At 67.7% G+C, this 24,376-nt stretch carries 24 protein-coding genes; 21 read left to right on the top strand and 3 right to left on the bottom strand.

The annotated features are described in order from the left end of the window. The first annotated feature begins 9 nt into the window (after positions 1–9). The 4 genes from ACFUTU_RS09040 (at position 10) to ACFUTU_RS09025 (ending at position 4,755) form a co-directional block, all read left to right on the top strand. Positions 10–2,898, top strand: coding sequence for a DNA translocase FtsK (locus tag ACFUTU_RS09040; RefSeq protein WP_377963347.1), 2,889 nt, complete (start codon positions 10–12; stop codon positions 2,896–2,898). A 23-nt stretch (positions 2,899–2,921) separates the two neighbouring features. Continuing rightward, positions 2,922–3,617, top strand: a complete 696-nt coding sequence (gene pgsA / locus ACFUTU_RS09035) for a CDP-diacylglycerol--glycerol-3-phosphate 3-phosphatidyltransferase (RefSeq protein ID WP_377963345.1) — start codon at positions 2,922–2,924, stop codon at positions 3,615–3,617. Next, positions 3,614–4,099: a CinA family protein gene (locus ACFUTU_RS09030; RefSeq protein WP_377963343.1), complete on the top strand. Its 486-nt coding sequence runs from the start codon at positions 3,614–3,616 to the stop codon at positions 4,097–4,099. Before pgsA ends, ACFUTU_RS09030 begins: the two co-directional genes overlap by 4 nt. A 203-nt stretch (positions 4,100–4,302) precedes the next feature. After that, positions 4,303–4,755: a helix-turn-helix domain-containing protein gene (locus tag ACFUTU_RS09025; RefSeq protein ID WP_377963341.1), complete on the top strand. Its 453-nt coding sequence runs from the start codon at positions 4,303–4,305 to the stop codon at positions 4,753–4,755. A 148-nt stretch (positions 4,756–4,903) separates the two neighbouring features. Here the strand turns inward: ACFUTU_RS09025 and ACFUTU_RS09020 are convergent, their stop codons facing one another. Next, positions 4,904–5,413, bottom strand: coding sequence for a MarR family winged helix-turn-helix transcriptional regulator (locus ACFUTU_RS09020; RefSeq protein ID WP_377963339.1), 510 nt, complete (start codon positions 5,411–5,413; stop codon positions 4,904–4,906). A gap of 42 nt (positions 5,414–5,455) precedes the next feature. Here ACFUTU_RS09020 and ACFUTU_RS09015 point away from each other — a divergent pair, with 42 nt between their 5' ends. The 7 genes from ACFUTU_RS09015 to dapF all read left to right on the top strand — a co-directional run bounded on the left by ACFUTU_RS09015 (position 5,456) and on the right by dapF (position 12,066). Continuing rightward, positions 5,456–5,695, top strand: a complete 240-nt coding sequence (locus ACFUTU_RS09015; protein WP_377963337.1) for a DUF3046 domain-containing protein — start codon at positions 5,456–5,458, stop codon at positions 5,693–5,695. A 208-nt stretch (positions 5,696–5,903) separates the two neighbouring features. Further along, a complete protein-coding gene (gene recA / locus ACFUTU_RS09010; protein ID WP_377963335.1) occupies positions 5,904–6,953 on the top strand; it encodes a recombinase RecA in 1,050 nt (349 codons plus the stop codon). A gap of 154 nt (positions 6,954–7,107) precedes the next feature. Next, positions 7,108–7,602: a regulatory protein RecX gene (locus ACFUTU_RS09005; protein ID WP_377963476.1), complete on the top strand. Its 495-nt coding sequence runs from the start codon at positions 7,108–7,110 to the stop codon at positions 7,600–7,602. 22 nt (positions 7,603–7,624) lie between these two features. Beyond that, positions 7,625–9,175 (top strand): tRNA (N6-isopentenyl adenosine(37)-C2)-methylthiotransferase MiaB, encoded by a 1,551-nt coding sequence (miaB, locus tag ACFUTU_RS09000; RefSeq protein ID WP_377963333.1) that lies wholly within the window; start codon positions 7,625–7,627, stop codon positions 9,173–9,175. Positions 9,176–9,179: 4 nt separating this feature from the next. Further along, a complete protein-coding gene (gene miaA / locus ACFUTU_RS08995; RefSeq protein WP_377963331.1) occupies positions 9,180–10,079 on the top strand; it encodes a tRNA (adenosine(37)-N6)-dimethylallyltransferase MiaA in 900 nt (299 codons plus the stop codon). Positions 10,080–10,141: 62 nt separating this feature from the next. Beyond that, on the top strand, positions 10,142–11,113 hold the full coding sequence (locus ACFUTU_RS08990) for a DMT family transporter (protein ID WP_377963329.1): 972 nt from the start codon (positions 10,142–10,144) through the stop codon (positions 11,111–11,113). Then, positions 11,110–12,066, top strand: a complete 957-nt coding sequence (gene dapF / locus ACFUTU_RS08985) for a diaminopimelate epimerase (protein WP_377963327.1) — start codon at positions 11,110–11,112, stop codon at positions 12,064–12,066. Before ACFUTU_RS08990 ends, dapF begins: the two co-directional genes overlap by 4 nt. Here the strand turns inward: dapF and ACFUTU_RS08980 are convergent. Continuing rightward, complete coding sequence (locus ACFUTU_RS08980; RefSeq protein WP_377963325.1) at positions 12,047–12,661, bottom strand: class I SAM-dependent methyltransferase; 615 nt, start codon at positions 12,659–12,661, stop codon at positions 12,047–12,049. The genes dapF and ACFUTU_RS08980 overlap by 20 nt on opposite strands. A gap of 392 nt (positions 12,662–13,053) precedes the next feature. On the opposite strand from ACFUTU_RS08980, the gene hflX reads away from it, so the two are divergent. Together hflX and ACFUTU_RS08970 are read left to right on the top strand one after the other, a co-directional pair. Further along, on the top strand, positions 13,054–14,631 hold the full coding sequence (gene hflX / locus ACFUTU_RS08975; protein WP_377963323.1) for a GTPase HflX: 1,578 nt from the start codon (positions 13,054–13,056) through the stop codon (positions 14,629–14,631). Further along, entirely contained in the window at positions 14,624–16,705 is a 2,082-nt protein-coding gene (locus ACFUTU_RS08970) for an ATP-dependent DNA helicase (RefSeq protein ID WP_377963322.1), read from the top strand. The genes hflX and ACFUTU_RS08970 overlap by 8 nt, the downstream gene beginning before the upstream one ends. 84 nt (positions 16,706–16,789) lie before the next feature. Here the strand turns inward: ACFUTU_RS08970 and lexA are convergent, their stop codons facing one another. Next, entirely contained in the window at positions 16,790–17,539 is a 750-nt protein-coding gene (lexA, locus tag ACFUTU_RS08965) for a transcriptional repressor LexA (protein WP_377963320.1), read from the bottom strand. 309 nt (positions 17,540–17,848) lie between these two features. Here lexA and ACFUTU_RS08960 point away from each other — a divergent pair, with 309 nt between their 5' ends. The 8 genes from ACFUTU_RS08960 to ACFUTU_RS08925 all read left to right on the top strand — a co-directional run bounded on the left by ACFUTU_RS08960 (position 17,849) and on the right by ACFUTU_RS08925 (position 24,163). Then, complete coding sequence (locus tag ACFUTU_RS08960; RefSeq protein WP_377963318.1) at positions 17,849–18,238, top strand: LysM peptidoglycan-binding domain-containing protein; 390 nt, start codon at positions 17,849–17,851, stop codon at positions 18,236–18,238. 120 nt (positions 18,239–18,358) lie between these two features. Next, complete coding sequence (locus ACFUTU_RS08955) at positions 18,359–19,477, top strand: histidinol-phosphate transaminase (RefSeq protein WP_377963316.1); 1,119 nt, start codon at positions 18,359–18,361, stop codon at positions 19,475–19,477. Between the two features lie 59 nt (positions 19,478–19,536). Beyond that, positions 19,537–20,163 carry an imidazoleglycerol-phosphate dehydratase HisB gene (gene hisB / locus ACFUTU_RS08950; RefSeq protein ID WP_377963314.1) on the top strand — a complete coding sequence of 209 codons (627 nt, stop codon included), beginning with the start codon at positions 19,537–19,539 and terminating at the stop codon, positions 20,161–20,163. After that, entirely contained in the window at positions 20,160–20,897 is a 738-nt protein-coding gene (gene hisH / locus ACFUTU_RS08945; RefSeq protein WP_377963312.1) for an imidazole glycerol phosphate synthase subunit HisH, read from the top strand. The genes hisB and hisH overlap by 4 nt, the downstream gene beginning before the upstream one ends. Continuing rightward, positions 20,898–21,056 (top strand): hypothetical protein, encoded by a 159-nt coding sequence (locus ACFUTU_RS08940; RefSeq protein ID WP_377963310.1) that lies wholly within the window; start codon positions 20,898–20,900, stop codon positions 21,054–21,056. A gap of 73 nt (positions 21,057–21,129) precedes the next feature. Next, positions 21,130–21,876: a bifunctional 1-(5-phosphoribosyl)-5-((5-phosphoribosylamino)methylideneamino)imidazole-4-carboxamide isomerase/phosphoribosylanthranilate isomerase PriA gene (gene priA, locus ACFUTU_RS08935; RefSeq protein WP_377963308.1), complete on the top strand. Its 747-nt coding sequence runs from the start codon at positions 21,130–21,132 to the stop codon at positions 21,874–21,876. 59 nt (positions 21,877–21,935) lie between these two features. After that, on the top strand, positions 21,936–22,814 hold the full coding sequence (locus ACFUTU_RS08930; RefSeq protein ID WP_377963474.1) for an SseB family protein: 879 nt from the start codon (positions 21,936–21,938) through the stop codon (positions 22,812–22,814). Positions 22,815–22,870: 56 nt separating this feature from the next. Then, positions 22,871–24,163 carry an MFS transporter gene (locus ACFUTU_RS08925; protein WP_377963306.1) on the top strand — a complete coding sequence of 431 codons (1,293 nt, stop codon included), beginning with the start codon at positions 22,871–22,873 and terminating at the stop codon, positions 24,161–24,163. The last annotated feature ends 213 nt before the right edge of the window (positions 24,164–24,376 follow it).

Genomic DNA, 24,376 nt, shown 5'->3' with positions numbered 1-24,376 from the left:
GTGGCAGATATGGCCACTCGTACTTCCCCCGCGCCAAAACGTACCTCCAGCAGTAAATCCGGCGCATCCACCGGCCGCAGCGGCTCGTCGGCAGCCAAGTCCGGCCGGGCCGGATCGTCCGGCGGCACTGCCCGCACACGCCAGCTTCCCGCCGTCGAACACCGGCAGCCGTGGCTGCTGCGCGTGGCTGGCGGGGCCTGGCAGGGCATCGGCCACCTCGTGGGCGGGGGAGTGCGCCGCATCGGGCAGGACGTCAGCGACGTGGCGCCCGAGGACCGGCGTGACGGGGCAGCGCTCTTCAACCTGGCGCTGGCAGTGTTCATCGCCACGTTCGCCTGGTGGGGTCTCCGCGGCTGGTTCCCGGACGCCGTCTACGCGGTTGTCAACGGCACCTTCGGCTGGATGTCGCTGGTTCTTCCGCTCATGCTCTTCGTGTGCGCGTGCCGGCTGTTCAGGCATCCCGTGGACGGCCGCGGAAACAACCGGGTGGGCATCGGCTTCCTCATCATGACGTTCGCCGGCTGCGGCATAGCGCACATCGTGGGCGGCCAGCCGACCGTCAGCGAGGGCTTCGACGGGCTGCGGCAGGCCGGCGGCATGCTGGGATTCCTGGCAGCCGCACCGCTCGCCGCCATTCACCCCGCCGTTCCGGTGGTCCTCTACGGTCTGCTGGCCTTCGTTTCGCTGCTCATCGTGACGGCCACGCCGTTCGGGGCCATACCGCGCCGGCTGCGCGCAGCCTATGAGCACCTGATGGGCATCGACCTCCAGGAGAATGACGGCGACGTCCACGACCGCAGCTACCTGTACGAAAACACCCCTCCCGCGCCGAAGAAGAAGCGCAAGCGCCTCTTTGGCAAGGATGAGGAAGCCGATCCCCGCCTCGAGGGCTACGTCGGAGACGAAGCGTTTGAGCATGCGGTAATCGACGACGACGACGCGGCACCTGCCGCCCGCAAGGAACCGCCCGCTGTGGCCCCCGGAGTCCGCCGGCCCACCCAGGCGGAGATCGCCGTCGAAAAGATCAAGGCCGCCCAGGGGCTGGGCGCCAAGGGCGCCGACACCGAGAACGCCACCGAGGCGATCCCGCTGGTGGCCCCGGGCATGGCCGGAGGGGCGGGCGCATCCGGTGCGGCTCCGGCCGCTCCAGTGCACGTGCCCTCCAAGCCCGTGGCACCTGCCCCGGCGCCCACTCCCATTCCGCAGCGCACGGAGCAACTGTCGCTCGCCGGCGACGTCACCTACACATTGCCGTCCTCCGATGTGCTGACCCCCGGTTCCATTCCCAAGGAGCGCACGGAGGCGAATGACGCCGTCGTGGCCGCCCTGACCGACACGCTCCAGCAGTTCAACGTGGACGCCACGGTCACCGGCTTCAGCCGGGGTCCGACCGTCACCCGGTACGAGATTGAACTGGCGCCCGGCACCAAGGTCGAGCGCGTCACAGCCCTGTCCAAGAACATCTCCTATGCTGTCGCCTCGAGCGATGTGCGCATCCTCAGCCCCATCCCGGGCAAGTCCGCCATCGGCATCGAGATCCCCAACACGGACCGCGAGACGGTGTCGCTCGGCGATGTCCTGCGCAGCCAGAACGCCCGCCGCACGGACCACCCCATGGTCATGGGCGTCGGCAAGGACGTCGAAGGCGGCTACGTCGTGGCCAACCTCGCGAAGATGCCCCATCTGCTGGTTGCCGGTGCCACCGGCGCCGGTAAGTCCTCCTTCGTGAACTCCATGATCACGTCGCTGCTGATGCGCGCCACGCCGGATGAGGTCCGCATGGTCATGGTGGACCCCAAGCGCGTGGAACTCACTGCCTACGAAGGCGTGCCGCACCTCATCACGCCCATCATCACCAACCCCAAGAAGGCCGCCGAGGCGCTGCAGTGGGTGGTCCGCGAAATGGACGCCCGCTACGACGACCTCGCCAATTACGGCTTCAAGCACATCGACGACTTCAACAAGGCCGTCCGGGCAGGCAAGGTCCAGCCGCCGGTTGACTCCAAGCGCGTCATCCGGCCCTACCCCTATCTCCTGGTGATCGTGGACGAGCTCGCGGACCTGATGATGGTGGCACCCCGCGACGTCGAGGATTCCATTGTCCGCATCACGCAGCTGGCCCGTGCCGCCGGCATCCACCTCGTGCTGGCCACCCAGCGGCCCTCCGTGGACGTGGTCACCGGCCTGATCAAGGCCAACGTGCCCTCCCGCATGGCCTTCGCCACGTCCTCCGTGACCGATTCCCGCGTGGTCCTGGACCAGCCCGGTGCCGAAAAACTGATCGGGCAGGGTGACGCGCTGTTCCTGCCCATGGGCGCCTCCAAGGCGATGCGTGTCCAGGGCGCCTGGGTCAGCGAGTCCGAGATCCACAAGGTGGTTGAGCACGTCAAGGGCCAGCTCCAGGCCGTCTACCGGGACGACGTTGCCCCCGAAGCTGAAAAGAAGCAGATCGACGACGACATCGGGGACGACCTCAAGGTGCTGCTGCAGGCCACGGAGCTGGTGGTCACCACCCAGTTCGGTTCGACGTCCATGCTCCAGCGCAAGCTCCGGGTCGGGTTCGCGAAGGCCGGCCGCCTGATGGACCTGCTCGAATCACGCGGCGTCGTCGGGCCGTCGGAAGGTTCCAAGGCGCGTGACGTGCTGGTCAAGCCGGACGATCTTGCCGCCGTGCTGGCTGCCATGAAGGGCCAGGAGGCGCCGGCCACGGCTGATTCGCAGACCGCCGCACTCAGCGACAACGCCAACGCCAACATCGCCCAGGGCGGCTACGCCGAGGACCTCGTCGCCGCCGACCTCGACAACCGCACCCAGAGCACCGACTATTACGACGGCGCCGACGGTTCGGACGGCGACGAGGACGGTTCCGAGGACGCCTGGTCCCTCACCGGCCGGTAGGCCTGAGACGGTAGCCTAGAAGGGTGACTAGCACCGAAGCGACCGCGGCCGGCTCCAACAGCTCCGGGATCTGGAATCTTCCCAACATCCTCACGATGCTGCGCATCGTGCTGGTGCCGTTCTTCGTGTGGTTCCTCATCGCCGATGCCCCGGCCCTGCACAGCGAGTCGACCGGATGGCGCTGGGCCGCCGTGGCGGCCTTCGCCGTCGCCATCTACACGGACAAGCTCGACGGCGACATCGCCCGCAGCAGGGGACTGGTCACCGACTTCGGCAAGATTGCCGACCCCATCGCCGACAAGCTGCTGACCGGGTCCGCCCTGGTCATGCTGTCTTTGCTGAATGAGCTGCCCTGGTGGATTACCCTGGTGATCCTCGTCCGCGAGTGGGGGATCACGGCGCTTCGGTTCTTCGTGATCCGCTATGGCGTCATCCCGGCATCGCGCGGCGGCAAGCTCAAGACCGTTGTGCAGACCGTCGCCATTTTCCTTTACCTTCTGCCGCTGGCGTCCATCGCCCCGTGGCTGACCTGGGTGGCCCTCGGTGTGATGCTGGCGGCCGTGCTGATCACGGTCTGGACCGGCGTCGAATACGTTGTTCAGGCCCTGAAGGTCAGGTCTGAGGGGCTCCGCCGGCAGGCACAGGACCTTGGCCGGAAGGACAACGCCCACCAGGAGATCCCTGATCAGGACACCCCAAGGCAGGAGGGCCAGCTGTGACGAATCTGCACCGGGTCGCCGGGGAAGCCGTTGCGGCGGCAGTCGCGCGCGGCGTCACCGTGGCCACCGCTGAGTCACTGACCGCGGGCATGGTCGCTGCCGTCCTGGCCGACACCGCCGGGGCGTCTGCCATGCTGCAGGGCGGCGTGATTTCCTACAACAACACCGTGAAGCGCGACGTTCTTGGCGTCCCGCAGGCGCTGCTGGATGCCGTCGGATCGGTGGATGAAGCGGTGGCCGCCGCCATGGCGGAAGGGGCGCGGCGGGTATGCGGGGCAGACCTCGCCGTCTCCACCACGGGGGTAGCCGGACCCGATGCCCATGACGGCAAGGCCGTGGGGACGGTTTTTGTGGGGGTCGCCACCCCGGAAGGCGCGCACGCCTTTCCCTACAGCTTCCAGGGTACGCGGGCTGAGATCCGCGGCCTCGCCTGCGGCGCCGCGCTGGAGCGTCTTCAGGAAGCTCTCGGTGCGCTGGGCTGACACTCCGGCATGCTGCCGATTTACCGGCGGGTCGCCCGCTGGCTGCGCTAAGCTACCGGAAGTAAGGTTGCCGGGAACAAAAAGCGATTCCGAATAGTTGTCACATTGTGTCGCCTCTCCTTGAGGGAGGCGCCTAGGATGAAGAGAACATATGCGGTTTACGTCACAGTAGGCCGGAACCATGAGGGAGCAAGGCGATACAGATGGTAAAGCAGCCCGTGTCCGTAAACGGCGTTGTCCGCTGGAAGGACGTGGGCCTCGCCGATCAGGCCAAGAGCGAACAGAAGGAGCGCAAGATGGTAGTACTTCGTCACGAAATCGGTGATGTCCTGCGCGATGTCCGCCAGCGTCAGGGGCGTACCCTCCGCGAAGTCTCGCACAGTGCCCGGGTGTCCCTGGGTTATCTGAGTGAAGTGGAACGCGGCCAGAAGGAAGCTTCCTCCGAACTCCTGTCCTCGATCTGCTCGGCGCTGGATGTTCCGCTTTCCAGCATGCTCCGCGAGGTCAGCGACCGCGTGGCTGTTGCTGAAGGCGTTGCGGTGCCGGACACCGTCCCGCAGGAATTCTCCCAGCGTTACGCCCGTGACCTGGAGCGTGACCTGAACACCGAGCTCAACAGCGACCTCGCCACGGAACTGCTCTCAGGCGCAAGGTAAAAAAGCAAGGTAAAAACGGGGCCCGGCAGCAAAAGCCGGGCAGCCCAAACCCGGGAATCCGGACCACCTAACTACAACCGAAGGCCTCCGGCTCTGTGCCGGAGGCCTTCGCTGTGCCTGAAGCAGGCTAGGGACCGCCTCAAAGCGGTTAGGGAGCGCCGTCGCGGGGGAATCCGTCGCGTTCGTAAGTGGCGTTGAGCTTTGCCATGTAGCCGGCCAGCGCTTCGAGGTCCGCCACCGGCCATTCGCCCAGCCGCTCGCGGAAGACCTGCCGCCGGGCATCCTGCACCTGGTGCATCTTCTCTTCGCCTTCGGCGGTGAGCCTGATGGTCTGGGCGCGGCCGTCGAGGGGGTCGGCTTCCTTGGCTACCAGTCCGATGCTTTCAAGGAAAGCGATTTGCCGGCTGACGGAAGGCTTGCCGACGCCGATGCAGGAGGCAAGTTCGGTCAGCCGGATGGGCCCGTTCTTGCGGATCACGGTCAGCAGGCCATAGGCGGCGGGCTCCATGTCCGGGTGGACCTCGCGGGACAGCTGCTGGGAAATGGACCGCGCGCGGCGCCAGAAGATGCTGATCTGATGCTCCACGTTGGTCAGCGCCGCATCAAGTATGTCCTCGACGGGGGCAGCGGTTTCGGGGGCTTCAGCGGGGTTGCTCATGGCAACCATTCTAGAGTCAGCGTCCGTGAGAGACTCTATTTCGTGAGGATTAGTGATTTCTGGCGGCTGATGGACGACGAGTTCGGCTCAGGCTACTCGCGGGTGCTGGGCGGGTCCCTCGTCCTTGCCGGCGTCGGCGGCCGGACGGCAGCCCAGGCCCTCGCGGCGGGTATCAATCCGCGGGACATCTGGCTGGCGGTGTGCGACGTCCAGGACGTCCCGGAGGAGCGGCGCCTCGGCCGTGACATCAAGCCGCGCCAGGACGGGCCGGACCTGGCCTAGGACGTCCCCGACCCGCGCGCGAAGCAGCTGACACGCCGACCGGTTGTTCGAATATCTGTTCGGGTGCGACTATGCTTTTTGGCAGCGGGTTATCCACATACGCGCGGCTGCCCGCTCAGAATGTCAGCGGGTGGCGCTAGCGTCGGTGATGACAGACAAAGGGCCGCAGAGGCCCCTCCAAAGCGAGAAAGCATTAGAGGTGTGAACCATGGCGGCAGCCCCGGATCGCGAAAAAGCGCTTGAAGCAGCGCTCGCGCAGATTGACAAGCAGTTCGGCAAGGGATCGATCATGCGGCTGGGCGACGAAACACGCGCCCCCATCGAGGTCATCCCCACCGGCTCCATCGCCCTGGACGTCGCGCTCGGAATCGGAGGCCTTCCGCGGGGCCGCGTCATTGAAATCTACGGTCCGGAATCATCAGGTAAAACCACCGTCGCCCTGCATGCCGTGGCCAACGCCCAGCGCAACGGCGGCATCGCCGCGTTCATCGACGCCGAGCACGCCCTCGATCCGGAATACGCCGCCAAGCTTGGCGTGGACACGGACGCACTCCTCGTCTCCCAGCCGGACACCGGTGAGCAGGCCCTGGAGATCATGGACATGCTGGTGGGCTCCGGTTCTCTGGACATCGTGGTTATCGACTCCGTGGCGGCACTGGTGCCGCGCGCGGAAATCGAAGGCGACATGGGCGACAGCCATGTCGGCCTGCAGGCGCGCCTCATGAGCCAGGCGCTGCGAAAGATCACCGGACGCCTGAGCCAGACCAAGACCACCGCCATCTTCATCAACCAGCTGCGCGAAAAGATCGGTGTGTTCTTCGGCTCACCGGAAACCACCACCGGTGGTAAGGCGCTGAAGTTCTATGCCTCGGTGCGTATCGACGTCCGGCGCATCCAGACCCTGAAGGAAGGTGCCGACTCCGTCGGCAACCGCACCAAGGCAAAGATCGTCAAGAACAAGATGGCCCCGCCCTTCAAGGTCGCCGAATTCGACATCATCTACGGCCAGGGCATCTCCCGCGAGGGCGGCATCATCGACATGGGCGTTGAGCACGGCATCATCAAGAAGTCCGGCTCATGGTTCACCTACGACGGCGACCAGCTCGGCCAGGGCATGGAGAACTCGCGCCGCTTCCTGCGCGACAACCCGGAACTGGCGGCGGAACTCGAGCGGCTCATCAAGGAAAAGCTCGGCGTAGGAACCAAACCTGCAGACGCAGAAGCCTCACCGAAGCTGAAGGCCGTTGACGGCTTCTAGCAGACGCCGGTCCTCTCCGGCTTTCGCCAGGGCCGGAGAGGACCGTTCGGCAGGTCCGGCAGGAACCAGTCCGGCAGGGGCCGGACCGGCAGAGGCCGGGCCCGCGTGGAACGGACCGGAACCTGAGGAGGACCGGGAGGCCGATCCGGCGTCGGTGGCGCGTGCCATCGTCCTGCGCCAGCTGACCGCATCGCCCAAGAGCCGGCTGCAGCTGGAGCGTAAGCTGGCCGAGCGCAATGTCCCGGAGGATGTCGCCGCAGCTGTGCTGGACCGGTTCGAAGAGGTCCGGCTCGTGGACGATGCCGAATTCGCAGACATGTGGGTGCGGAGCAGGTCGCAGTCGCGCAGGCTGGCCAAAGGTGCGCTTCGGCGTGAACTCGCGGAAAAGGGCATTGACGCTGACACTGCGGCATCTGCCCTGGCGCAGCTGAGTGACGAGGACGAGGAAGCTGCCGCGCGCCATCTCGTGGAACGCAAGCTGCGGCCGGGAACTGACCTGACCGACCGCGCAGAACGGGACAAGACCACGCGGCGGCTCGCGTCCATGCTCGCCCGCAAGGGGTACCAGCCTTCGCAGGCCTTCCGGATCGTGGGCGAGGTCCTGGACGCTGCGTCCGAAGGTGCCGAACCTACCGCTCACTGGGACTGAGCGCACCCGTTACCCTTAATGGGTGAGTTTGACCTTTCCTTCCCCCGCAGCCGGCACCGAAAACGAAGCAACCGGCGGCGCCGCTGCGCACCGCACCTACCAGGTGCGCACCTTCGGCTGCCAGATGAACGTTCACGACTCCGAGCGCATGGCCGGCATGCTGGAGGCCGCCGGTTACGTCCCGGCCGACGGTGCCCAGGCCGACGTCGTGGTCTTCAACACGTGCGCGGTGCGGGAAAACGCCGACAACAAGCTCTACGGCAACCTCGGCCAGCTGGCGCCCATCAAGGCAGCCAACCCGGGAATGCAGATCGCGGTTGGCGGCTGCCTCGCCCAGAAGGACCGCGAAACCATCCTGAAGAAGGCGCCCTGGGTGGACGCGGTCTTCGGCACGCACAACGTGGGCGCGCTGCCGGCCCTGCTGGACCGGGCCCGCCACAACAACGAGGCCCAGCTGGAGATCCTCGAATCCCTGGACGTCTTCCCGTCCACGCTGCCCACCAAGCGTGACTCCGTCTATTCCGGCTGGGTTTCCATTTCGGTCGGCTGCAACAACACCTGCACGTTCTGCATCGTCCCGTCCCTGCGGGGCAAGGAGAAGGACCGCAGGCCCGGGGAGATCCTCGCCGAGGTCCAGGCGCTGGTGGACGACGGCGCCATCGAAGTGACGCTGCTCGGCCAGAACGTGAACTCGTACGGGGTGGAGTTCGGGGACCGGCAGGCGTTCTCCAAGCTGCTGCGCGCCTGCGGTGAGATCCCGGGCCTTGAACGGGTACGCTTCACCAGCCCGCACCCGGCTGCTTTCACCGATGACGTCATCGACGCGATGGCGGAAACGCCCAACGTCATGCCGCAGCTGCACATGCCGCTCCAGTCCGGTTCGGACAAGGTGCTGCGGGACATGAAGCGTTCCTACCGGTCGGCAAAGTTCCTCGGCATCCTCGACAAGGTCCGTGCCAAGATGCCGCACGCCGCGATCTCCACCGACATCATCGTCGGTTTCCCGGGCGAAACCGAGGAGGACTTCCAGGCGACCCTGGACGTCGTCGAAAAATCGCGCTTCGCCACGGCGTTCACCTTCCAATACTCCAAGCGGCCCGGCACCCCGGCCGCGGACCTGCCGGACCAGCTGCCCAAGGCCGTGGTGCAGGAACGCTTTGAGCGCCTCACCGCGCTGCAGGACCGCATCGCGGCGGAAGAGAACGCCAAGCAGCTGGGGCGCCGCGTCGAGGTCATGGTCACCGCCCAGTCCGGCCGGAAGTCCGAGGAAACCCACCGCCTCTCCGGCCGGTCCCAGGACCAGCGCCTGGTCCACTTCACGGTGCCCGGGGGGGCTCCCGCCCCGCGCCCCGGCGACCTGGTGACGGTCACCATCACCGAAGCGGCCGCCTTCCACCTGATCGCCGATCCGGCAACGGCAGCCGACTATTCCTTGCGCCGGTCCCGTGCCGGCGATGCCTGGGACAGGGCGCAGGCCGACTCCTGCGGTGCGCCGGCACCTGGTGCGGCGAGCCCGGGAGGCCGGCCCGGCGTGTCGCTCGGCATGCCGTCAATCCCGGTGCGGGGCCGCTGACCCGGTGGCGGGCCAGCCCCCCGTCATAGCGGTCGTCGGACCCACGGGATCGGGTAAGTCCGACCTCGCCGTCGAACTCGCCCTTTCCCTGAACGGTGAGGTGATCAACGCCGACGCCATGCAGTTCTACCGCGGCATGGACATCGGCACAGCCAAGGTCACCGAGGCCGAACAACGGGGAGTCCGCCACCACCTGCTGGACATTCTGGACGTGACGCAGGAAGCGTCGGTGTCCGACTTCCAGCAGCAGGCGCGGGCCGCCGTCGCCGACATCCACCGGCGCGGGAAGCGCGCCATTCTGGCCGGCGGATCCGGCCTTTACGTGCGCGCCGCCCTGGATGTTCTGGACTTCCCGGGAACCGACCCGGAAATCCGCGGCCGGCTGGAGCAGGAGAATGCGGAGGCAGGGACCGCGGCGCTGCTGGACCGCCTCCGCGCAGTTGACCCCGTTTCCGCTGGCCGCCTTGGTGACGCCCGCCGCATCATCCGCGCGCTGGAGGTCTTCGAGCTGACCGGCCGCCCGTTCAGTTCCTTCATGCCCACGCGCGAGTACTACCAGCCGGCCATCCAGATCGGACTGGAGGTCGACCGGGAGCAGCTGCGGGAGCGGCTGGCCCTCCGGGTACACCGGATGGTGGAGCGCGGCCTGCTGGATGAGGTCCAGCGGCTGGACGCCCAGGGCCTCCGCCGGGGCAAGACCGCCCCCCGCGCACTGGGGTACGCCCAGTTCCTCAAAGTGCTCGACGGCGTGGCGGACCTTGCGCAGGCAGCCGAAGAAACCATTGTGGCCACCAGGCAGTTTGCCCGCCGGCAACTGACCTGGTTCCGGGCCGACCCCCGCATCAGCTGGCTGGACTGGCAGGACCCGGAGCTGCCGGCCAAGGCAGCAGCCCTCTGCCGCTGAACCGCACCAACATACGAACCGCACCAACCTACTGAGGCAAGCGCCCGGAAGAAAGGGCCCCGATGACCCTCGCTGCTGCCACCACAACCAAGCGCGCCCGGAGGCGGGCCCTGACCGTTGCAGTCGCCTCGCTGCTGGGGGCAACACTTTTCTGGGCCGGCAACTACATTGTGGGGGCGGGCGCAGTCGAGAGCATCGACCCCCTCAGCCTCGTCCTGCTGCGGTGGTCGCTCGCCCTGCTTCCGCTGCTGGCCATCGCCCAGATAGCGGAGCGCCCCCAATGGCGGCAGGTGCTGGCTGCCTGGCCATGGCTTCTTGCGCTGAGCATGTTCGGGCTGTTGGGCTACAACCTGCTGCTGTACACGGCACTGGAACACACTGATGCCTTCAGCGCGTCCCTGATCAACGCGTTCAACCCGGCACTCATCACCCTGGCAGCCGCCGCCTTTCTTCGGGAACGGCTGACCCGCAGGGCGGTTGGCGGGGTCCTGATCGCGCTGGCCGGGGTGCTCCTGGTCCTCAGCAACGGTGACGCGGGCAAGCTGCTGCAGGCCGGATTCGGCACCGGTGAGCTGTTCATGATCGGTGCCATCGCAGCGTGGTCCGCCTATACGATCACCGGCCGCCTGGCCCCGCCGCTCCCGCCGATCACCGCCACGGCCGTCCAGGCTGCCATCACCGTTGTTGTCCTCACGCCACTTAGCCTCGCCGGCGGCGGTCCGTCCCTGCCGTCCCCGCCGGACGCCGTCGCCTCGCTGGTCTTCATCGCGCTCTTTCCGTCGGTGCTGTCGTACCTGCTCTGGAACCGCGCGCTGACCGTCATCCCGGCCGGCACCGCAGGAGTGTTCCTCAACCTCATCACGGTCTTTACCGCCTTGTTCACCATCCTGGCCGGTCATCCCTACTCCATCGCCCAGATTGCCGGCGGCGCGGTGGTCATCGCCGGCATCCTCCTCACCAGCGCCCGGAGCCAGCGCGGCAGATCCATGCCGTTTTCCTGGCGCCGCCGGCAGCCGGGTAACCTTGAGGCATGAACGAAACCCTTGCAGAAACAGCCCGGTCCGCAGCCCCCGCCGGGGGCTCAACGCTGAGCGGTCTGCGGTTCTCCAAGGGCCATGGCACCGGCAACGATTTCGTCCTGGTTGCCGACCCGGAGGGCGTGCACGCCATCTCCGCCGAGCAGGTCGCCCAGCTCTGCGACCGCCACCGCGGCATCGGCGGCGACGGCCTCATCCGGGCCGTTCCGTCCCGCCTCCTTGACGAGGGGCGCCAGCTGCTGGCCGACAATCCCGACGCCGAATGGTTCATGGACTACCGGAACGGGGACGGTTCCCTGTCCGAGATGTGCGGCAACGGTGTGCGCGTATTCGTCCACTTCCTGCTGGCCGAAGGGCTGGCGGAACTGCCTGCCGGCGGCTCGCTGACCATCGGCACCCGCGGCGGGGTCAAGACCATCGTCCGCACGGGTGACGGCTACGCCGTCGACATGGGCCCCTGGGAGTTCATCTTCCCGGATGAGGCAGCCGCCCGTGCCATGGACTCGCTTGTCAGCGCCGACGGCCTCGAGGTGCCGCGGCCGGCACTTTCCGTCAGCATGGGCAACCCCCACACCGTGGTCGCCCTCGCCGAGCTGTCCGAACTGCAGGACACCCGGCTGTTCACCGCCCCGCACGTCGACCCGACTCCGGCCAACGGCACCAACGTCGAGTTCGTCGTGCCGGCCGAGCCGCTGGTGCACGACGGCGTGGGCACCGTGACCATGCGCGTCCACGAACGCGGCGTCGGCGAAACCCAGTCCTGCGGTACCGGAGCCTGTGCGGCAGCGGTGGCCATCCGGCACTGGGCGGGGCAGGGTGCCCCGGACGCCTGGCAGGTGAAGGTGCCGGGCGGCGTCGTCGGCGTGAAGTTCTTCACCGTCGCCGGCGGCCGCGAGCACGTTGAACTGAGCGGCCCGGCAACGATCGTTGCTACCGGGACGCTTTCCTGACCCGCAGGATCCTGAACGACTTCGACGTGCTTTCGCGCGTCACCGTGAAGGACTCATCCAGCACCTCCGCCAGCCAGCGCTGAAGCGAATCCGAGCCCAGGTTCTTCTGGACCACCAGCCACGCTGAACCGCCCGGCGCCAGCCTCGGCAGCCACAGCAGCAGGAGCGAGTGCAGTTCGTCCTTGCCGATCCGGATCGGCGGATTGGACCAGATGGTGTCGAAGCGGACCTCCGGGTCCACGTCCTCGGGCTTGCTGGCGGTGACGTTGGCCAGCCCGAGCAGCGCGGCGTTTTCATTCGTGAGCGTGATGCAGCGCTCGTTGACGTCAACTGCGTAGACCTGCGCGTGCGGTGCCCGGAGGGCCATGGTCAGGGCGATCGGTCCCCACCCGCAGCCGATGTCGAGCAGGTTTCCCTGCGGTGCCGGGGCCGGGACCTCGGCGAGCAGAATTGCCGTCCCTTTATCGATGCCGTCCGGGCTGAAGATGCCGGACGAGGTCTGCACCTTCCGCGTTTCACCGGCCAGTTCCACTGTGAGGGGCTTGCGGGTGAACGGGCCCGCAGGTGAGGCGCTGAAATAATGGGCAGACTCCATAACTGGCCAGATTAGTGGGCTGCCCGCCTGATGGGAAACCGGGCGGAACGCGAAAACCGGCCTGGGAGTTCTGGTATCCTTGAACGCATGTTTCTGATTTTTGAGTAGCCGGCACTTCTTGCCCGCGGCTTGCAGCTCCCAGCAGCATGGCCGCCAGCCCCCGGCCCGTGGCGCCCTCCCACTGCGATGCAGGTGCAACACCTTCCGCAGTTTGCCATTCAAAAGGCGCCGCCCAAACAGCACTCGATCAGTCCACTTCCTGCCGTCAGCGCGTCCGCTGCCGGCACGTCAGGAGCACCTCCATGACCCCTCGCCGTCAGCCCAGCGCGAATACCGCAGCCAAGGGCGCGAATCAGCACTATTCTGAAGATGCAGAACCTTCAAAGGAGACCATGACCAATCAGCAAAATTCCGGATCCGAGCCAGCCGCCCAGGACATGAGTCCCGAGGAGATCCAGGCTGTCATCGACCGGATCCTCGCCAAGGACGTCCCGGCCAGGAACGCAGCGGCAGCCGACGGCGGCCGCTCCGACAGCAAGGGTGTCCTGGGCAAGGCGCAGGCCATCTCGCAGCTCTCCGAAGAGCACAGCGCGTTCGACGGCGACCAGCAGGATCTCGAGGAACGCCGGGCTCTGCGGCGCACGGCAGGGCTGTCAACGGAACTTGAAGACGTCACCGAAGTCGAATACCGGCAGCTGCGCCTGGAGCGCGTTGTCCTTGCGGGGCTTTGGACCGAGGGCACGCTGGCCGACGCGGAAAACTCACTGCGCGAACTTGCCGCGCTTGCGGAAACAGCGGGATCCGAGGTCCTCGACGGGCTCGTCCAGCGGCGCGCCAAGCCGGACCCCGGCACCTTCCTCGGGGCGGGCAAGGCCTTGGAGCTCAAGGATGTCGTGATGTCCACCGGCGCCGACACCGTCGTGGTGGACGCCGAACTCGCTCCGTCCCAGCGGCGCGGCCTGGAAGACATCGTCAAGGTGAAGGTCATCGACCGCACGGCGCTCATCCTCGACATCTTCGCCCAGCACGCCAAGAGCCGCGAAGGCAAGGCCCAGGTGGAGCTGGCACAGCTCGAATACCTCCTCCCGCGCCTCCGTGGCTGGGGTGAATCCATGTCCCGCCAGGCCGGTGGCCAGGTGGGCGGCGCAGGCGCCGGCATGGGCTCGCGCGGTCCGGGTGAAACCAAGATCGAACTGGACCGCCGCCGGATCCGCACCCGGATGGCCAAGCTGCGGCGCGAGATCGCCGCGATGAAGCCGGCGCGGGAGACCAAACGGGCCAACCGCCGTCGTAATGAGGTCCCGTCCGTGGCCATCGCCGGATACACCAACGCCGGCAAGTCCTCGCTGCTGAACCGCCTCACCGACGCCGGTGTCCTGGTGGAGAACGCCCTGTTCGCCACCCTGGACCCGACGGTCCGCAAGGCCGAGACGGCAGACGGCATGGGCTACACGCTGGCCGACACCGTAGGTTTCGTCCGTTCGCTGCCCACCCAGCTGGTGGAGGCCTTCCGCTCCACCCTGGAGGAAGTCGCGGATGCCGATCTGATCCTGCATGTCGTGGACGTGTCCCACCCGGATCCGGAAGGCCAGATCGCCGCGGTGCGCTCGGTGTTCGCAGAGGTGGACGCCCGCAAGGTGCCCGAAATCATCGTCCTGAACAAGGCCGACGCCGCCGACCCCTTTGTGGTGGAGCGGCTCAAGCAGCGCGAACCGCGGCACGTGGTTGTATCGGCGCGGACGGGGGAGGGCATCGCCGAGCTGCTCAAGGCGATCAGCGAGTCCATCCCGAGGCCGAACGTCAAGATGCAGCTCCTCGTCCCGTACCATCGCGGTGACCTCATCAGTAAGCTCCATGACTCCGACGCAGAGATCCTGAGCCTTGACCACGAAGAGGGCGGAACCCGCGCCGTGGTCATGGTCCGGGAAGGCCTCGCGGCTGAACTGGAATCCTTCAGCACCAATGACTGACGAGGCGGCAGCCGGGGCCCTGGACGGCTCTGCCGTGACGGACGGTGCCACGGCCGGCGAGCAGCATGTTTTGGAGCTGCTCGACCGTGCCGTGGCCGGCATGGGCGGCCAAAGCCGCAGCGGCCAGCACGAGATGGCCAGGCACGTGGCGCGCGCAATAGAAACCGGCGACCACCTGCTGGTGCAGGCCGGGACGGGAACCGGCAAGTCACTGGCGTACCTGATCCCCTTGATCGCCCACTCGCTGGAGAGCGACAAGCCGGCGCTGGTTTCCACCGCCACCCTCGCCCTGCAGACCCAGATCGTGGGCCGGGACCTTCCCCGGCTGCTGGAAAGCCTGAAGCCGGCACTCGAGCGGCCGGTCAAGGTGGCGCTGGTCAAGGGCCGCGCCAACTACGTCTGCCGGCACAAGCTGGAGGGCGGCTTTCCCACCGAGGAACCCTCGGAAGGCCAGCTCTTCTCGCTGGGTGAGGATACCAGCGTGCCGCACTTTGCCGCGGCGATGGGCGGCCCCTCCTCGCAGCTGGGCAAGGAGGTGGTCCGGCTCCGCGAATGGGCGGAGCAGACCACCACCGGTGACCGGGATGAGCTTCTTCCGGGCGTGACGGACCGCGCGTGGCGGCAGGTGTCCGTCACCTCCATGGAATGCCTCGGCTCGCAGAAGTGCCCGCTGGCCGAAGAGTGCTTCAGCGAACTCGCCCGCCACAATGCCGCGGAAGCCGACATCGTGGTGACCAACCACGCCATGCTGGCCGTCAGCGCCTTCGAAGGGCTGGCCGTGCTGCCGGAATACGACGTCGTGGTGGTGGACGAGGCCCACGAACTCCAGGACCGGGTGACCGGCGCGGTTTCCGGCCAGCTGTCCGTGGCCATGGTCCATGCCGCAGCCTCCGGCGCCCGCAAGCACACCGGCATTACCGTGGACGCGCTCAACGCCGCGGCCGCCAACCTCGAGGCGGCTCTCGCCGGTGTTCCCGGCGGCCTGCTGCCGAACGGCCTGACCGACGAACAGCTGGACTGTGTGGACCAGCTTCGAGAGGCCTGCCGGGCGGCCCTGTCCGACTCCAAGGGGGACAGCAATACAACGGCCGACGGCGGGCGGCAGCTTGCGCGGTCCCGCCTGCTGGTGATCTTGGAGCTGTGCGAGCGGCTCATCGCCGCCAGGGAAAACCGCGAGGTGGTCTGGTTCTCCCGGAACAGCACCTTTGATCCCCAACAGGGATACTCGGCGCCCGACGAGACCGCCCCCGCGCTGATCAACATCGCGCCGCTGAGTGTGGCAGGCCGGCTCCGGGAAGGCCTCTTTGCCGGGCATACCGTGGTGCTGACATCGGCCACGCTCGCCATCGGCTCTGCTTTCGAACCCGCCGCGGGGGGCCTGGGCCTGGTGGGCGACGGCGCGCCGAGCTGGACCGGCGTCGACGTGGGTTCGCCCTTCGACTATCCCCGGCAGGGGATCCTGTACGTGGCGGGCCACCTGCCCAAACCCGGCCGCGGCACGTCCCCGGAGGCGATGGACGAGCTCGAGTCACTGATCCGTGCCTCCGGCGGGGGAGCGCTCTGTCTCTTCTCCTCGCGGCGGGCCGCCGAGGAAGCGGCGGACACCCTGCGCATGCGGCTGGACGTCAGCATCCTGTGCCAGGGCGAATCCACCATGACCGCCCTGGTCAAGCAGTTCGCGGACGAGCCTGACACCTGCCTGTTCGGCACCATGTCCCTGTGGCAGGGCGTGGACGTGCCGGGCGGCTCATGCCGCCTCGTGGTGATCGACAGGATTCCCTTCCCGCGGCCGGACGATCCGCTGATGACCGCACGGTCACGGGCGGTCGCGCAGGCCGGCGGCAACGGTTTCATGTCCGTATCTGCCACGCATGCGGCCATCAGGCTTGCCCAGGGCGCAGGACGGCTCATCCGGTCCACGAACGACAAGGGCGTGGTGGCTGTCCTGGACTCCAGGCTTTCCACGGAGCGCTATGGAGGGTTCCTGCGTGCTGCGCTGCCGCCGTTCTGGCCGACCACCGACCGGAAGACCGCGGTGGCGGCGCTGGAACGGCTCGCCGGCGCACAGGCGTAAGGAAGCCCCGGGCTGCTTAGTGCTGCCCGGGGCCTGCTCGGTTCCCTGAAGACTTTTTCCGGGGCGGGGAGCCCCTGTGTTGCGTTAGAGCGAGCGGAGTACGGAGACCACCTTGCCCATGACGACGGCGTGGTCGCCGAGGATGGGCTCATACTGCGTGTTCTGCGGGAGCAGCCAGGTGTGGCCGTCCCGCTGCCGGAACGTCTTGACCGTGGCTTCGTCGTCGAGCAGTGCCGCGACGATGTCACCGTTGACGGCGTCGCTTTGGCGGCGGACCACCACCCAGTCCCCGTCGCAGATGGCGGCGTCCACCATGGAGTCACCGGCGACCTTGAGCATGAAGAGCTCGCCGTGTCCCACCAGCTGGCGGGGCAGCGGCATCAGGTCCTCCACCATCTGGTCGGCGAGGATGGGACCGCCGGCGGCAATCCGGCCGACCAGCGGCACCATGGCGGTGTCCATCGCGCTGGGCAGCTCGGACACGGTTGCCCCTGCCGGCTTCAGGGCCGGCGCCCTGTCCGGGCCGCCGGACTTTGCCGCAGCACCCGCATCCAGGGTGAGCGGCATCAGAACCTCCATGGCGCGCGGCCGCTTCGGATCACGCCTCAGGTAGCCCAGCTTTTCCAGCTGCGATAGCTGATGGGTCACGCTGGACAGGCTGGCAAGGCCGACGGTGTCGCCGATTTCCCGCATCGACGGCGGATAGCCGTTCTCGTTCACGGAACGCTGGATGGTTTCCAGGATCTTCTTCTGCCGGACGGTGAGTCCCTTGGGGGTCCGCTGTGACCGCGGGCTGCGCTGGGGAGCCTTGCCGTCAGAGGCCTGTGCTGCCATGTTCGCCAACGCCTTTCCGTTCCTCCCGGCCGCGTAGCTGCAGGTGCCGGGAACTTCCGGCCTGAAAAATGTCAGACCCTGCTGATCAACTGCAGATGTGGTTGTTCTGTGATTTCCAACGTAGGCCAGCCATACAGCTTTTTCAAACATTTGTTCTAGCGAGTCTCGACTTAATTCGTTGATAGGTGCTAAAACTAGGAAAAGCAAAGTTCGAACATGTGTTCTAGTGAGGGCGGCTTGCCGGCCCGGTGTTCGAACTGTTTGTTCGAACGCGAGGCAGTACCAACTTGGTCCAGGAGGACTCACGCCATGTCAGCTTCAACAGCTCCAACAGCAGTCCAGTTCGCAGCTGCCGGCCGCGCTGCCGCGGCCCGCCCGGGCAAACCGCCGCGCCTCCGCCTGACCCGCCGCGGCCGGATTGTGCTGATCGGCCTGCCGCTCATTCTGCTGGCCGCCCTCATCCTGTCACTGGCGGGGCTGCTGAACTCGCCGGCCAAAGCGGCGGACAATGCCGGCGGACTCGCCGTGACGCCCACTGTTACCGTCACGGTGCAGCCCGGCGAATCACTCTGGGCCATCGCCGGAAAAGTGGACCCGGAGCGCGATCCCCGCGATGTGATTGCGGACATCGTCCAGCTCAATGATCTTCAGGCCGGGAAGGTCATGCCGGGGCAGCAGCTTTTTGTGCCCAACAAGTAAGTGCAGCCAAGGCAGGCCGGCAGCGCCATGCCCCCAAAAAACGTGGCGCTGCGTGCGGTTCCCGGGTGCCGGAGCCGTCACAGTTTCCGGCGGGCCCTCCGGGTTCCTTAAACTGTCCTGGTGACTGATCAGCTTGAGCGACTGAACCGACTGCCCCTGCGGACCAACCTGAAGGGGCTGAGCCCTTACGGCGCCCCGCAGCTGGACGTCCCGATCCTGCTCAACGTTAATGAGAACACGCATGGCGTGCCCGCCGATGTGCGGGCGGCCATCACGGCGGCGGTCAGTGAGGCCGCCGCCGGGCTTAACCGGTACCCGGACCGCGAGTTCACCGAGCTCCGGGAAGCACTGGCGGAATACCTGGGCCACGGGCTCGCCCCGGAGAACCTCTGGGCAGCCAACGGCTCCAACGAGGTACTCCAGCAAATCCTCCAGGCCTTCGGCGGCCCCGGCCGTTCGCTCCTGAGTTTCCCCCCGACGTACTCCATGTACCCGCTCCTTGCCAGCGGTACGGACACCGCCTACATCGCCGGCAGGCGCGCCGAGGACTACGGGCTGAGCGCCGAGTCCGCCGCGCAGCAGGTGCGGGAGCTCCGGCCCAACATCGTCTTCCTGTGCTCGCCGAACAACCCCACCGGCACTGGCCTGGGCCTGGATGTGGTGGAAGCCGTGTACGAGGCAGGCGAGGAGAGCCAGGCGATCGTGGTGGTGGACGAGGCCTACCATGAGTTTGCGCACGATGGCACGCCCAGCGCCCTCACGCTGCTGCCCGGCCGGGAGCGGCTGATCGTCTCCCGGACCATGAGCAAGGCATTCGCCCTTGCCGGCGCCCGCCTCGGCTACATGGCCGCCGCGCCGGAGGTGACTGACGCCCTCCGGCTGGTGCGACTGCCCTACCACCTGTCGGCCGTTACGCAGGCAACCGCCCTCGCAGCACTGCAGCACCGGGAAGCGCTCATGGCGGATGTCCAGGACATCAAGCGCCAGCGCGACCGCATCGTCGCGGAGCTGACACGGATGGGCCTGAAGCCCGCGGCCTCGGACTCCAACTACGTCTTCTTTGGCGGGCTGGAAAACCCCCATCAGGTCTGGCAGGAGCTGCTGGATGCCGGGGTGCTCGTCCGGGACGTCGGCATCGCCGGACACCTGCGGGTCACCGCAGGCACTGAGAGCGAAACCACAGCGTTCCTGCAGGGCCTGGAAAGCATCCTGGCCCGGCAAGCTGCGCTTCAGGCCTAAACTTGAATACGGACCAGGTCTGGTCCGCCCCCATCCTTCGTCAAAGGACATCTATCACCATGAGCGACACCGGAATCAAGGCTGCCGAGGCACGGACTGCACGCATGGAGCGCACCACCAGCGAATCCTCCGTGCAGGTGGAGATCAACCTCGACGGCACCGGAGTGTCGGACATCAGCACGTCGGTCCCGTTCTACGACCACATGCTGACGGCGCTGTGCAAGCACTCACTGATTGACATGACCGTCAAGGCCACGGGCGATATCCACATCGACGTGCACCACACCGTCGAGGACGTTGCCATCACGTTCGGGGAGGTGCTGCGCACGGCCCTGGGCAACAAGGCGGGCATCCGCCGCTTCGGCGAGGCCACCGTGCCCCTGGATGAGGCCCTGGCGCACGCGGTCGTCGACGTGTCCGGCCGGCCCTACCTGGTGCACGGCGGCGAGCCCGCCGGGCAGGAGTACCACCTGATCGGCGGCCATTTCACGGGGTCGCTGACCCGGCATGTGTTCGAGGCGATCACGCTGCACGCGGGCATCTGCCTGCACATGAACGTCATCGCCGGCCGCGACCCGCACCACATTGTGGAAGCCCAGTTCAAGGCCTTCGCGCGGGCGCTGCGGGCAGCAGTCGAGCCGGATCCCCGCGTCGAAGGCATCCCGTCCACCAAGGGGGCACTGTGACCGGAAAAGTACTGCGCGAGGGCGCCATCCTCGATCCTTCCGCCACTCTGAAACCGGCCTCGCCGGAGGGCAAGCCCACCGTCACCGTCCTGGACTACGGCTCCGGCAACGTCCGCTCGGCCGTGCGCGCCCTGGAACGTGCCGGCGCCGAAGTCATCCTGAGCTCCAAGCCGGAAGACGTGCTGAACGCCGACGGACTGGTTGTGCCGGGCGTCGGTGCCTTTGAAACGGTCATGCGCGAGCTCAAGGCCGTGGACGGCATCCGGATGATCGGCCGCCGCGTTGCCGGCGGACGTCCCGTCATGGGCATCTGTGTCGGCCTTCAGGTGCTCTTCGAGGCCGGTGTTGAACACGGAACCGAAGCCGAAGGCATGGGGGAATGGCCAGGCAAGGTGGAACTCCTCCCGGCCGAGGTGGTGCCGCACATGGGGTGGAACACGGTTAAGGTTCCGGAAGGTTCGAAGCTGTTCGACGGCGTCGAGGGCGAGCGTTTCTACTTCGTGCACTCCTATGGCGTCCAGACCTGGGATTTCGACGTCATCCAGCCCCGGATGGCCCCGCCCCTGGTCACGTGGTCCGAGCACGGCGCACCCTTCATCGCCGCCGTCGAAAACGGACCCCTGTGCGCCACGCAGTTCCACCCGGAAAAGTCCGGCGACGCCGGTGCGCGCCTGCTGAAGAACTGGGTCGACGGGCTCCGGGGTTCACATTCCCGGCAATCGGCGGACGCCTAAATGTGGTCGATCCTCCTGATGGGACTGGGCGGCCTGCTGATAGGCGGCGCCCTGTCCTTCAGGCAGCAGGGCAAGCCGCTGTGGATCCAGATCGGCTTCGGCGTGCTGGCGGCCATGTCGCTGCTGGCCGCCTACCTGCTGACCCTTCCCGGCAAGTAACCAACCAAACCGCCGTGTGCGCCGCCTGGGGCGGCGGGCACGTAAACCAGCGCCTACAGAACTGAGGACCCCGATGACCAGCCAAAACGAGCTGCCGGTACTTGAACTGCTGCCCGCCGTCGACGTCGTGAACGGCCAGGCGGTCCGCCTGGTCCAGGGCGAGGCCGGCAGCGAAACAAGCTACGGAACGCCGCTGGAAGCAGCACTCAACTGGCAGCAGCAGGGCGCCGAATGGGTCCACCTCGTGGACCTGGACGCCGCCTTCGGACGCGGCTCGAACGCGGAGCTGCTGCGCGAGGTGGTGGGCCGGCTGGACATCAAGGTGGAGCTCTCCGGCGGCCTTCGCGACGACGAGTCCCTGGAGAAGGCGCTGGACCTGGGCGTAGCCCGGGTCAACCTCGGCACCGCTGCCCTCGAGAACCCGGAATGGACGGCCCGGGCAATCGACCGCTTCGGTGACCGGATCGCCGTCGGCCTGGACGTCCGGGGGACCACCCTCGCCGGACGCGGCTGGACCAAGGAAGGCGGGGACCTGTGGGATGTACTGGGCCGCCTCGAAGAGGCCGGCTGCGCCCGCTACGTGGTTACCGATGTCACCAAGGACGGCACGCTGCAGGGTCCCAACGTTGAGCTGCTGCGCCAGATGGTGGAGAAGACCGGCAAGCCGGTGGTGGCATCCGGCGGCATCTCCAGCCTGGACGACCTGAAGGTGCTGCGCTCCCTGGTGCCGCTCGGGGTCGAAGGGGCCATCGTCGGCAAGGCCCTGTACGCCGGCGCCTTCACCCTGCCCGAGGCGCTCGACGTCGCCGGACGCCGCTAGGCACCGCCGTGGCTGAGCATCACACCAATCCCGCGGACGGCGTACAGCCGGAAAACGGCCTGCCCGTTGCCGGCGGGGGTGCGCAGCCCCGCCGGTTGCCCGGCCACATCGAGGCCGCCCTCGCGGGGGCCGGCGGCGCCGCCGACTCTGCCGGCCAGCCCTGGGCCGGGCGCAGCCTGGCCGGTGACGACGCCAGGATCCATAACTTCGAGGACGACGACGGCACGGCCGACGCCGGATATCTCACCGCAGTTTCCGCCCTCGTTGCGGGCGACGGCGATGAGGCCGCGGTGGTCGCCTCGCTCGCCACCGCGCGCGTCTTCGTCCCCGTGGTCGCCCAGCTGGCAGAGGAAGCCGAGGGCGTGCACGGCGTACATGCCGACAAGCAGGCGGACATGGCACTGGTGACGCTCAAGGCGCCGGATGGCCGGCGTGCCATGCCTGTGTTCACCTCGGCAGCAGCCCTGGCGGCCTGGCACCCGGAGGCACGGCCCGTGGCGGTCTACGCCGCGAGGGCGGCCTTGTCCGCCGTCTCCGAAGGCGCCGAGCTGCTGGTGGTGGACCCCGGCTCGGACGTGACCTTCGTGATCCGGCGGCCGGGCGTCTGGGCACTCGCGCAACAACGGCCGTGGGTGCCCGCCTACCTGGACCCGGAGCTGGCAGCCGTGCTTCGCGCCGGAGCCGATGGCAAGCCCGCGGTCCGCGGACTCGACGTCCTTCCCGGCGGGGGAGTGGCCACCGCCACAGCCTCAGGCGCACCCGTCGGCGGCGGCGGGGCCGGACCGGAACTGCGGGTGGTGCTCTACCTCGAGGACGGCCTCGACGCGGCTGCTGTCCAGGAGCTCGTTGCCGGCCTCCAGGCCGAGTGGAGCCGGAATGTATTGTTTGCTGAGCGCGTTGATTCGATCGAAGTCAAGCTAAGGCGCGCCGCGCAGTAGCCGGGGGTCCGTGGCCCGTTCCGCTGCTGTCCGGCCGCGGAACCGAGGACCCACCTGTGAATTTCAGCCTGTACAGGGAGCTGCTGGCCGTCCGGCCCATCCGCCGGCTCCTGGCCGTCGGCATGATCGCCCGCATACCCCATTCGGCGGCGGGCGTCCTGCTGACCCTGCACATCGTCCTGACACTCGGCGAAGGCTACGCGGCTGCCGGAACAGCGGCGGCCGTGATGACCATTGGCATCGCGCTCGGCGCGCCCTGGCGCGGCCGCCGGGTGGATACCGCAGGCCTGCGGAAGGCGCTCATACCCTCGGTGGTTTCCGAGACGGTCATCTGGTCCATCGTCCCGCATGTCTCCTACCAGTGGCTGCTGCCGCTTGTGTTCGTGGGCGGCCTGCTGACGCTCCCCATCTTCAGTGTGGTGCGGCAGTCGCTGGGAGTCCTGGCCGACGGTGACCAGCGCCGCACCGCCTTCGCGCTGGATGCCGTCAGTACTGAGATGGTTTTCATGATCGGCCCGGCTGTCGGCGCCGTGGTGGCCACGAGCGGTCACTCCGTGCTGGGGCTGACCGCGGTCGGCGTCTCGACATCGCTGGCCGGGCTCTTCCTGATGTGGTTCAACCCGCCCACCCGCAGCCCGGACCGCTCGGAGGCGCGCGAAGCGGACGAGCAGGAAGCCGCCGAGGTGGCCGTAGTCGCCGCCGCCCCCGCACATCTGCAGGAAGCGGCGGCTGAACTCGCACCGGCGGCGGGCAGCAGGCGCCGGGCGGCCCTGAAACGGCGCGTAGTCCGCAGCTTCGGCTGGTTCACCGGTGCCGTGGCCGCGGTGTTCGCCGTTGCCGGCGGGGCGGGGATGGTTCTTAGCGGCACCGACGTCGGAATCGTGGCCGCGCTGGAGACGGGCGGCCACCAGGGCGAAATCGGCCTGGTGTTCCTGTTCTGGTGCGCCGCCTCTGTGGTCGGCGGCCTGGTGTACGGGGCGATGCACCGCCCCGTCTCGCCGGTCCTGCTGCTGCTGGGGATGGCTGCCCTGACCATTCCCATGGGCTTCGCCACCGACACCCTGACCCTGAGCCTGCTGTCGCTGCTGCCGGGGCTCCTGTGCGCTCCTGTCCTTTCGGCCGCCTCGGAGAAAGTGGCCGAACTCGTCGACGAGGCCAGGCGGGGTGAGGCCATGGGCTGGTACGGGTCTGCGCTGACCGCCGGCGTGGCGCTCGGCGCTCCGTTGGCGGGGCTCTTCATCGACGGCGTCGGGCCCGCTGGCGGCTTCATGTCCGTGGGCGTGGCGGGCGTGCTGCTGTGCATTGTGGGGCTCGTCCTGCAGCAGCGCCGCCGCACCGTTGCCTCCTGACGGGACCGTTGCATCCTGACGCGGCCGTTGCATCGTCACGGGACTGTTGGAGTCTGACAGGACCGTTGCGTCCTGTTTAGGGACCGGCGCATCCTGCCGTTGCGTCCGGACGGCTGCCGGATTTCGCGCACAAAGACTGCCGCGCACAAAGACTGCCGCGCACAAAAAAGACTGCCGCGCGCAAAAACGGCGGCGGGCCGGCCCCGAAGAGCC

Origin of the sequence: Arthrobacter sp. NPDC057388 (assembly GCF_042668165.1) — a bacterium.
Lineage (GTDB): Bacteria > Actinomycetota > Actinomycetes > Actinomycetales > Micrococcaceae > Arthrobacter.
This window is presented reverse-complemented; position numbering and strand designations above follow the sequence as displayed.

Coding starts and splice junctions, on each gene's coding strand:
- hflX (WP_377963323.1), top strand. CDS start 13,054: ATGACCAATCAGCAAAATTCCGGATCCGAGCCAGCCGCCCAGGACATG.
- ACFUTU_RS08970 (WP_377963322.1), top strand. CDS start 14,624: ATGACTGACGAGGCGGCAGCCGGGGCCCTGGACGGCTCTGCCGTGACG.
- ACFUTU_RS09020 (WP_377963339.1), bottom strand. CDS start 5,413: ATGAGCAACCCCGCTGAAGCCCCCGAAACCGCTGCCCCCGTCGAGGAC.
- ACFUTU_RS08990 (WP_377963329.1), top strand. CDS start 10,142: ATGACCCTCGCTGCTGCCACCACAACCAAGCGCGCCCGGAGGCGGGCC.
- hisB (WP_377963314.1), top strand. CDS start 19,537: ATGAGCGACACCGGAATCAAGGCTGCCGAGGCACGGACTGCACGCATG.
- ACFUTU_RS08980 (WP_377963325.1), bottom strand. CDS start 12,661: ATGGAGTCTGCCCATTATTTCAGCGCCTCACCTGCGGGCCCGTTCACC.
- ACFUTU_RS09040 (WP_377963347.1), top strand. CDS start 10: ATGGCCACTCGTACTTCCCCCGCGCCAAAACGTACCTCCAGCAGTAAA.
- lexA (WP_377963320.1), bottom strand. CDS start 17,539: ATGGCAGCACAGGCCTCTGACGGCAAGGCTCCCCAGCGCAGCCCGCGG.
- recA (WP_377963335.1), top strand. CDS start 5,904: ATGGCGGCAGCCCCGGATCGCGAAAAAGCGCTTGAAGCAGCGCTCGCG.
- dapF (WP_377963327.1), top strand. CDS start 11,110: ATGAACGAAACCCTTGCAGAAACAGCCCGGTCCGCAGCCCCCGCCGGG.
- ACFUTU_RS08960 (WP_377963318.1), top strand. CDS start 17,849: ATGTCAGCTTCAACAGCTCCAACAGCAGTCCAGTTCGCAGCTGCCGGC.
- ACFUTU_RS08940 (WP_377963310.1), top strand. CDS start 20,898: ATGTGGTCGATCCTCCTGATGGGACTGGGCGGCCTGCTGATAGGCGGC.
- priA (WP_377963308.1), top strand. CDS start 21,130: ATGACCAGCCAAAACGAGCTGCCGGTACTTGAACTGCTGCCCGCCGTC.
- ACFUTU_RS09025 (WP_377963341.1), top strand. CDS start 4,303: ATGGTAAAGCAGCCCGTGTCCGTAAACGGCGTTGTCCGCTGGAAGGAC.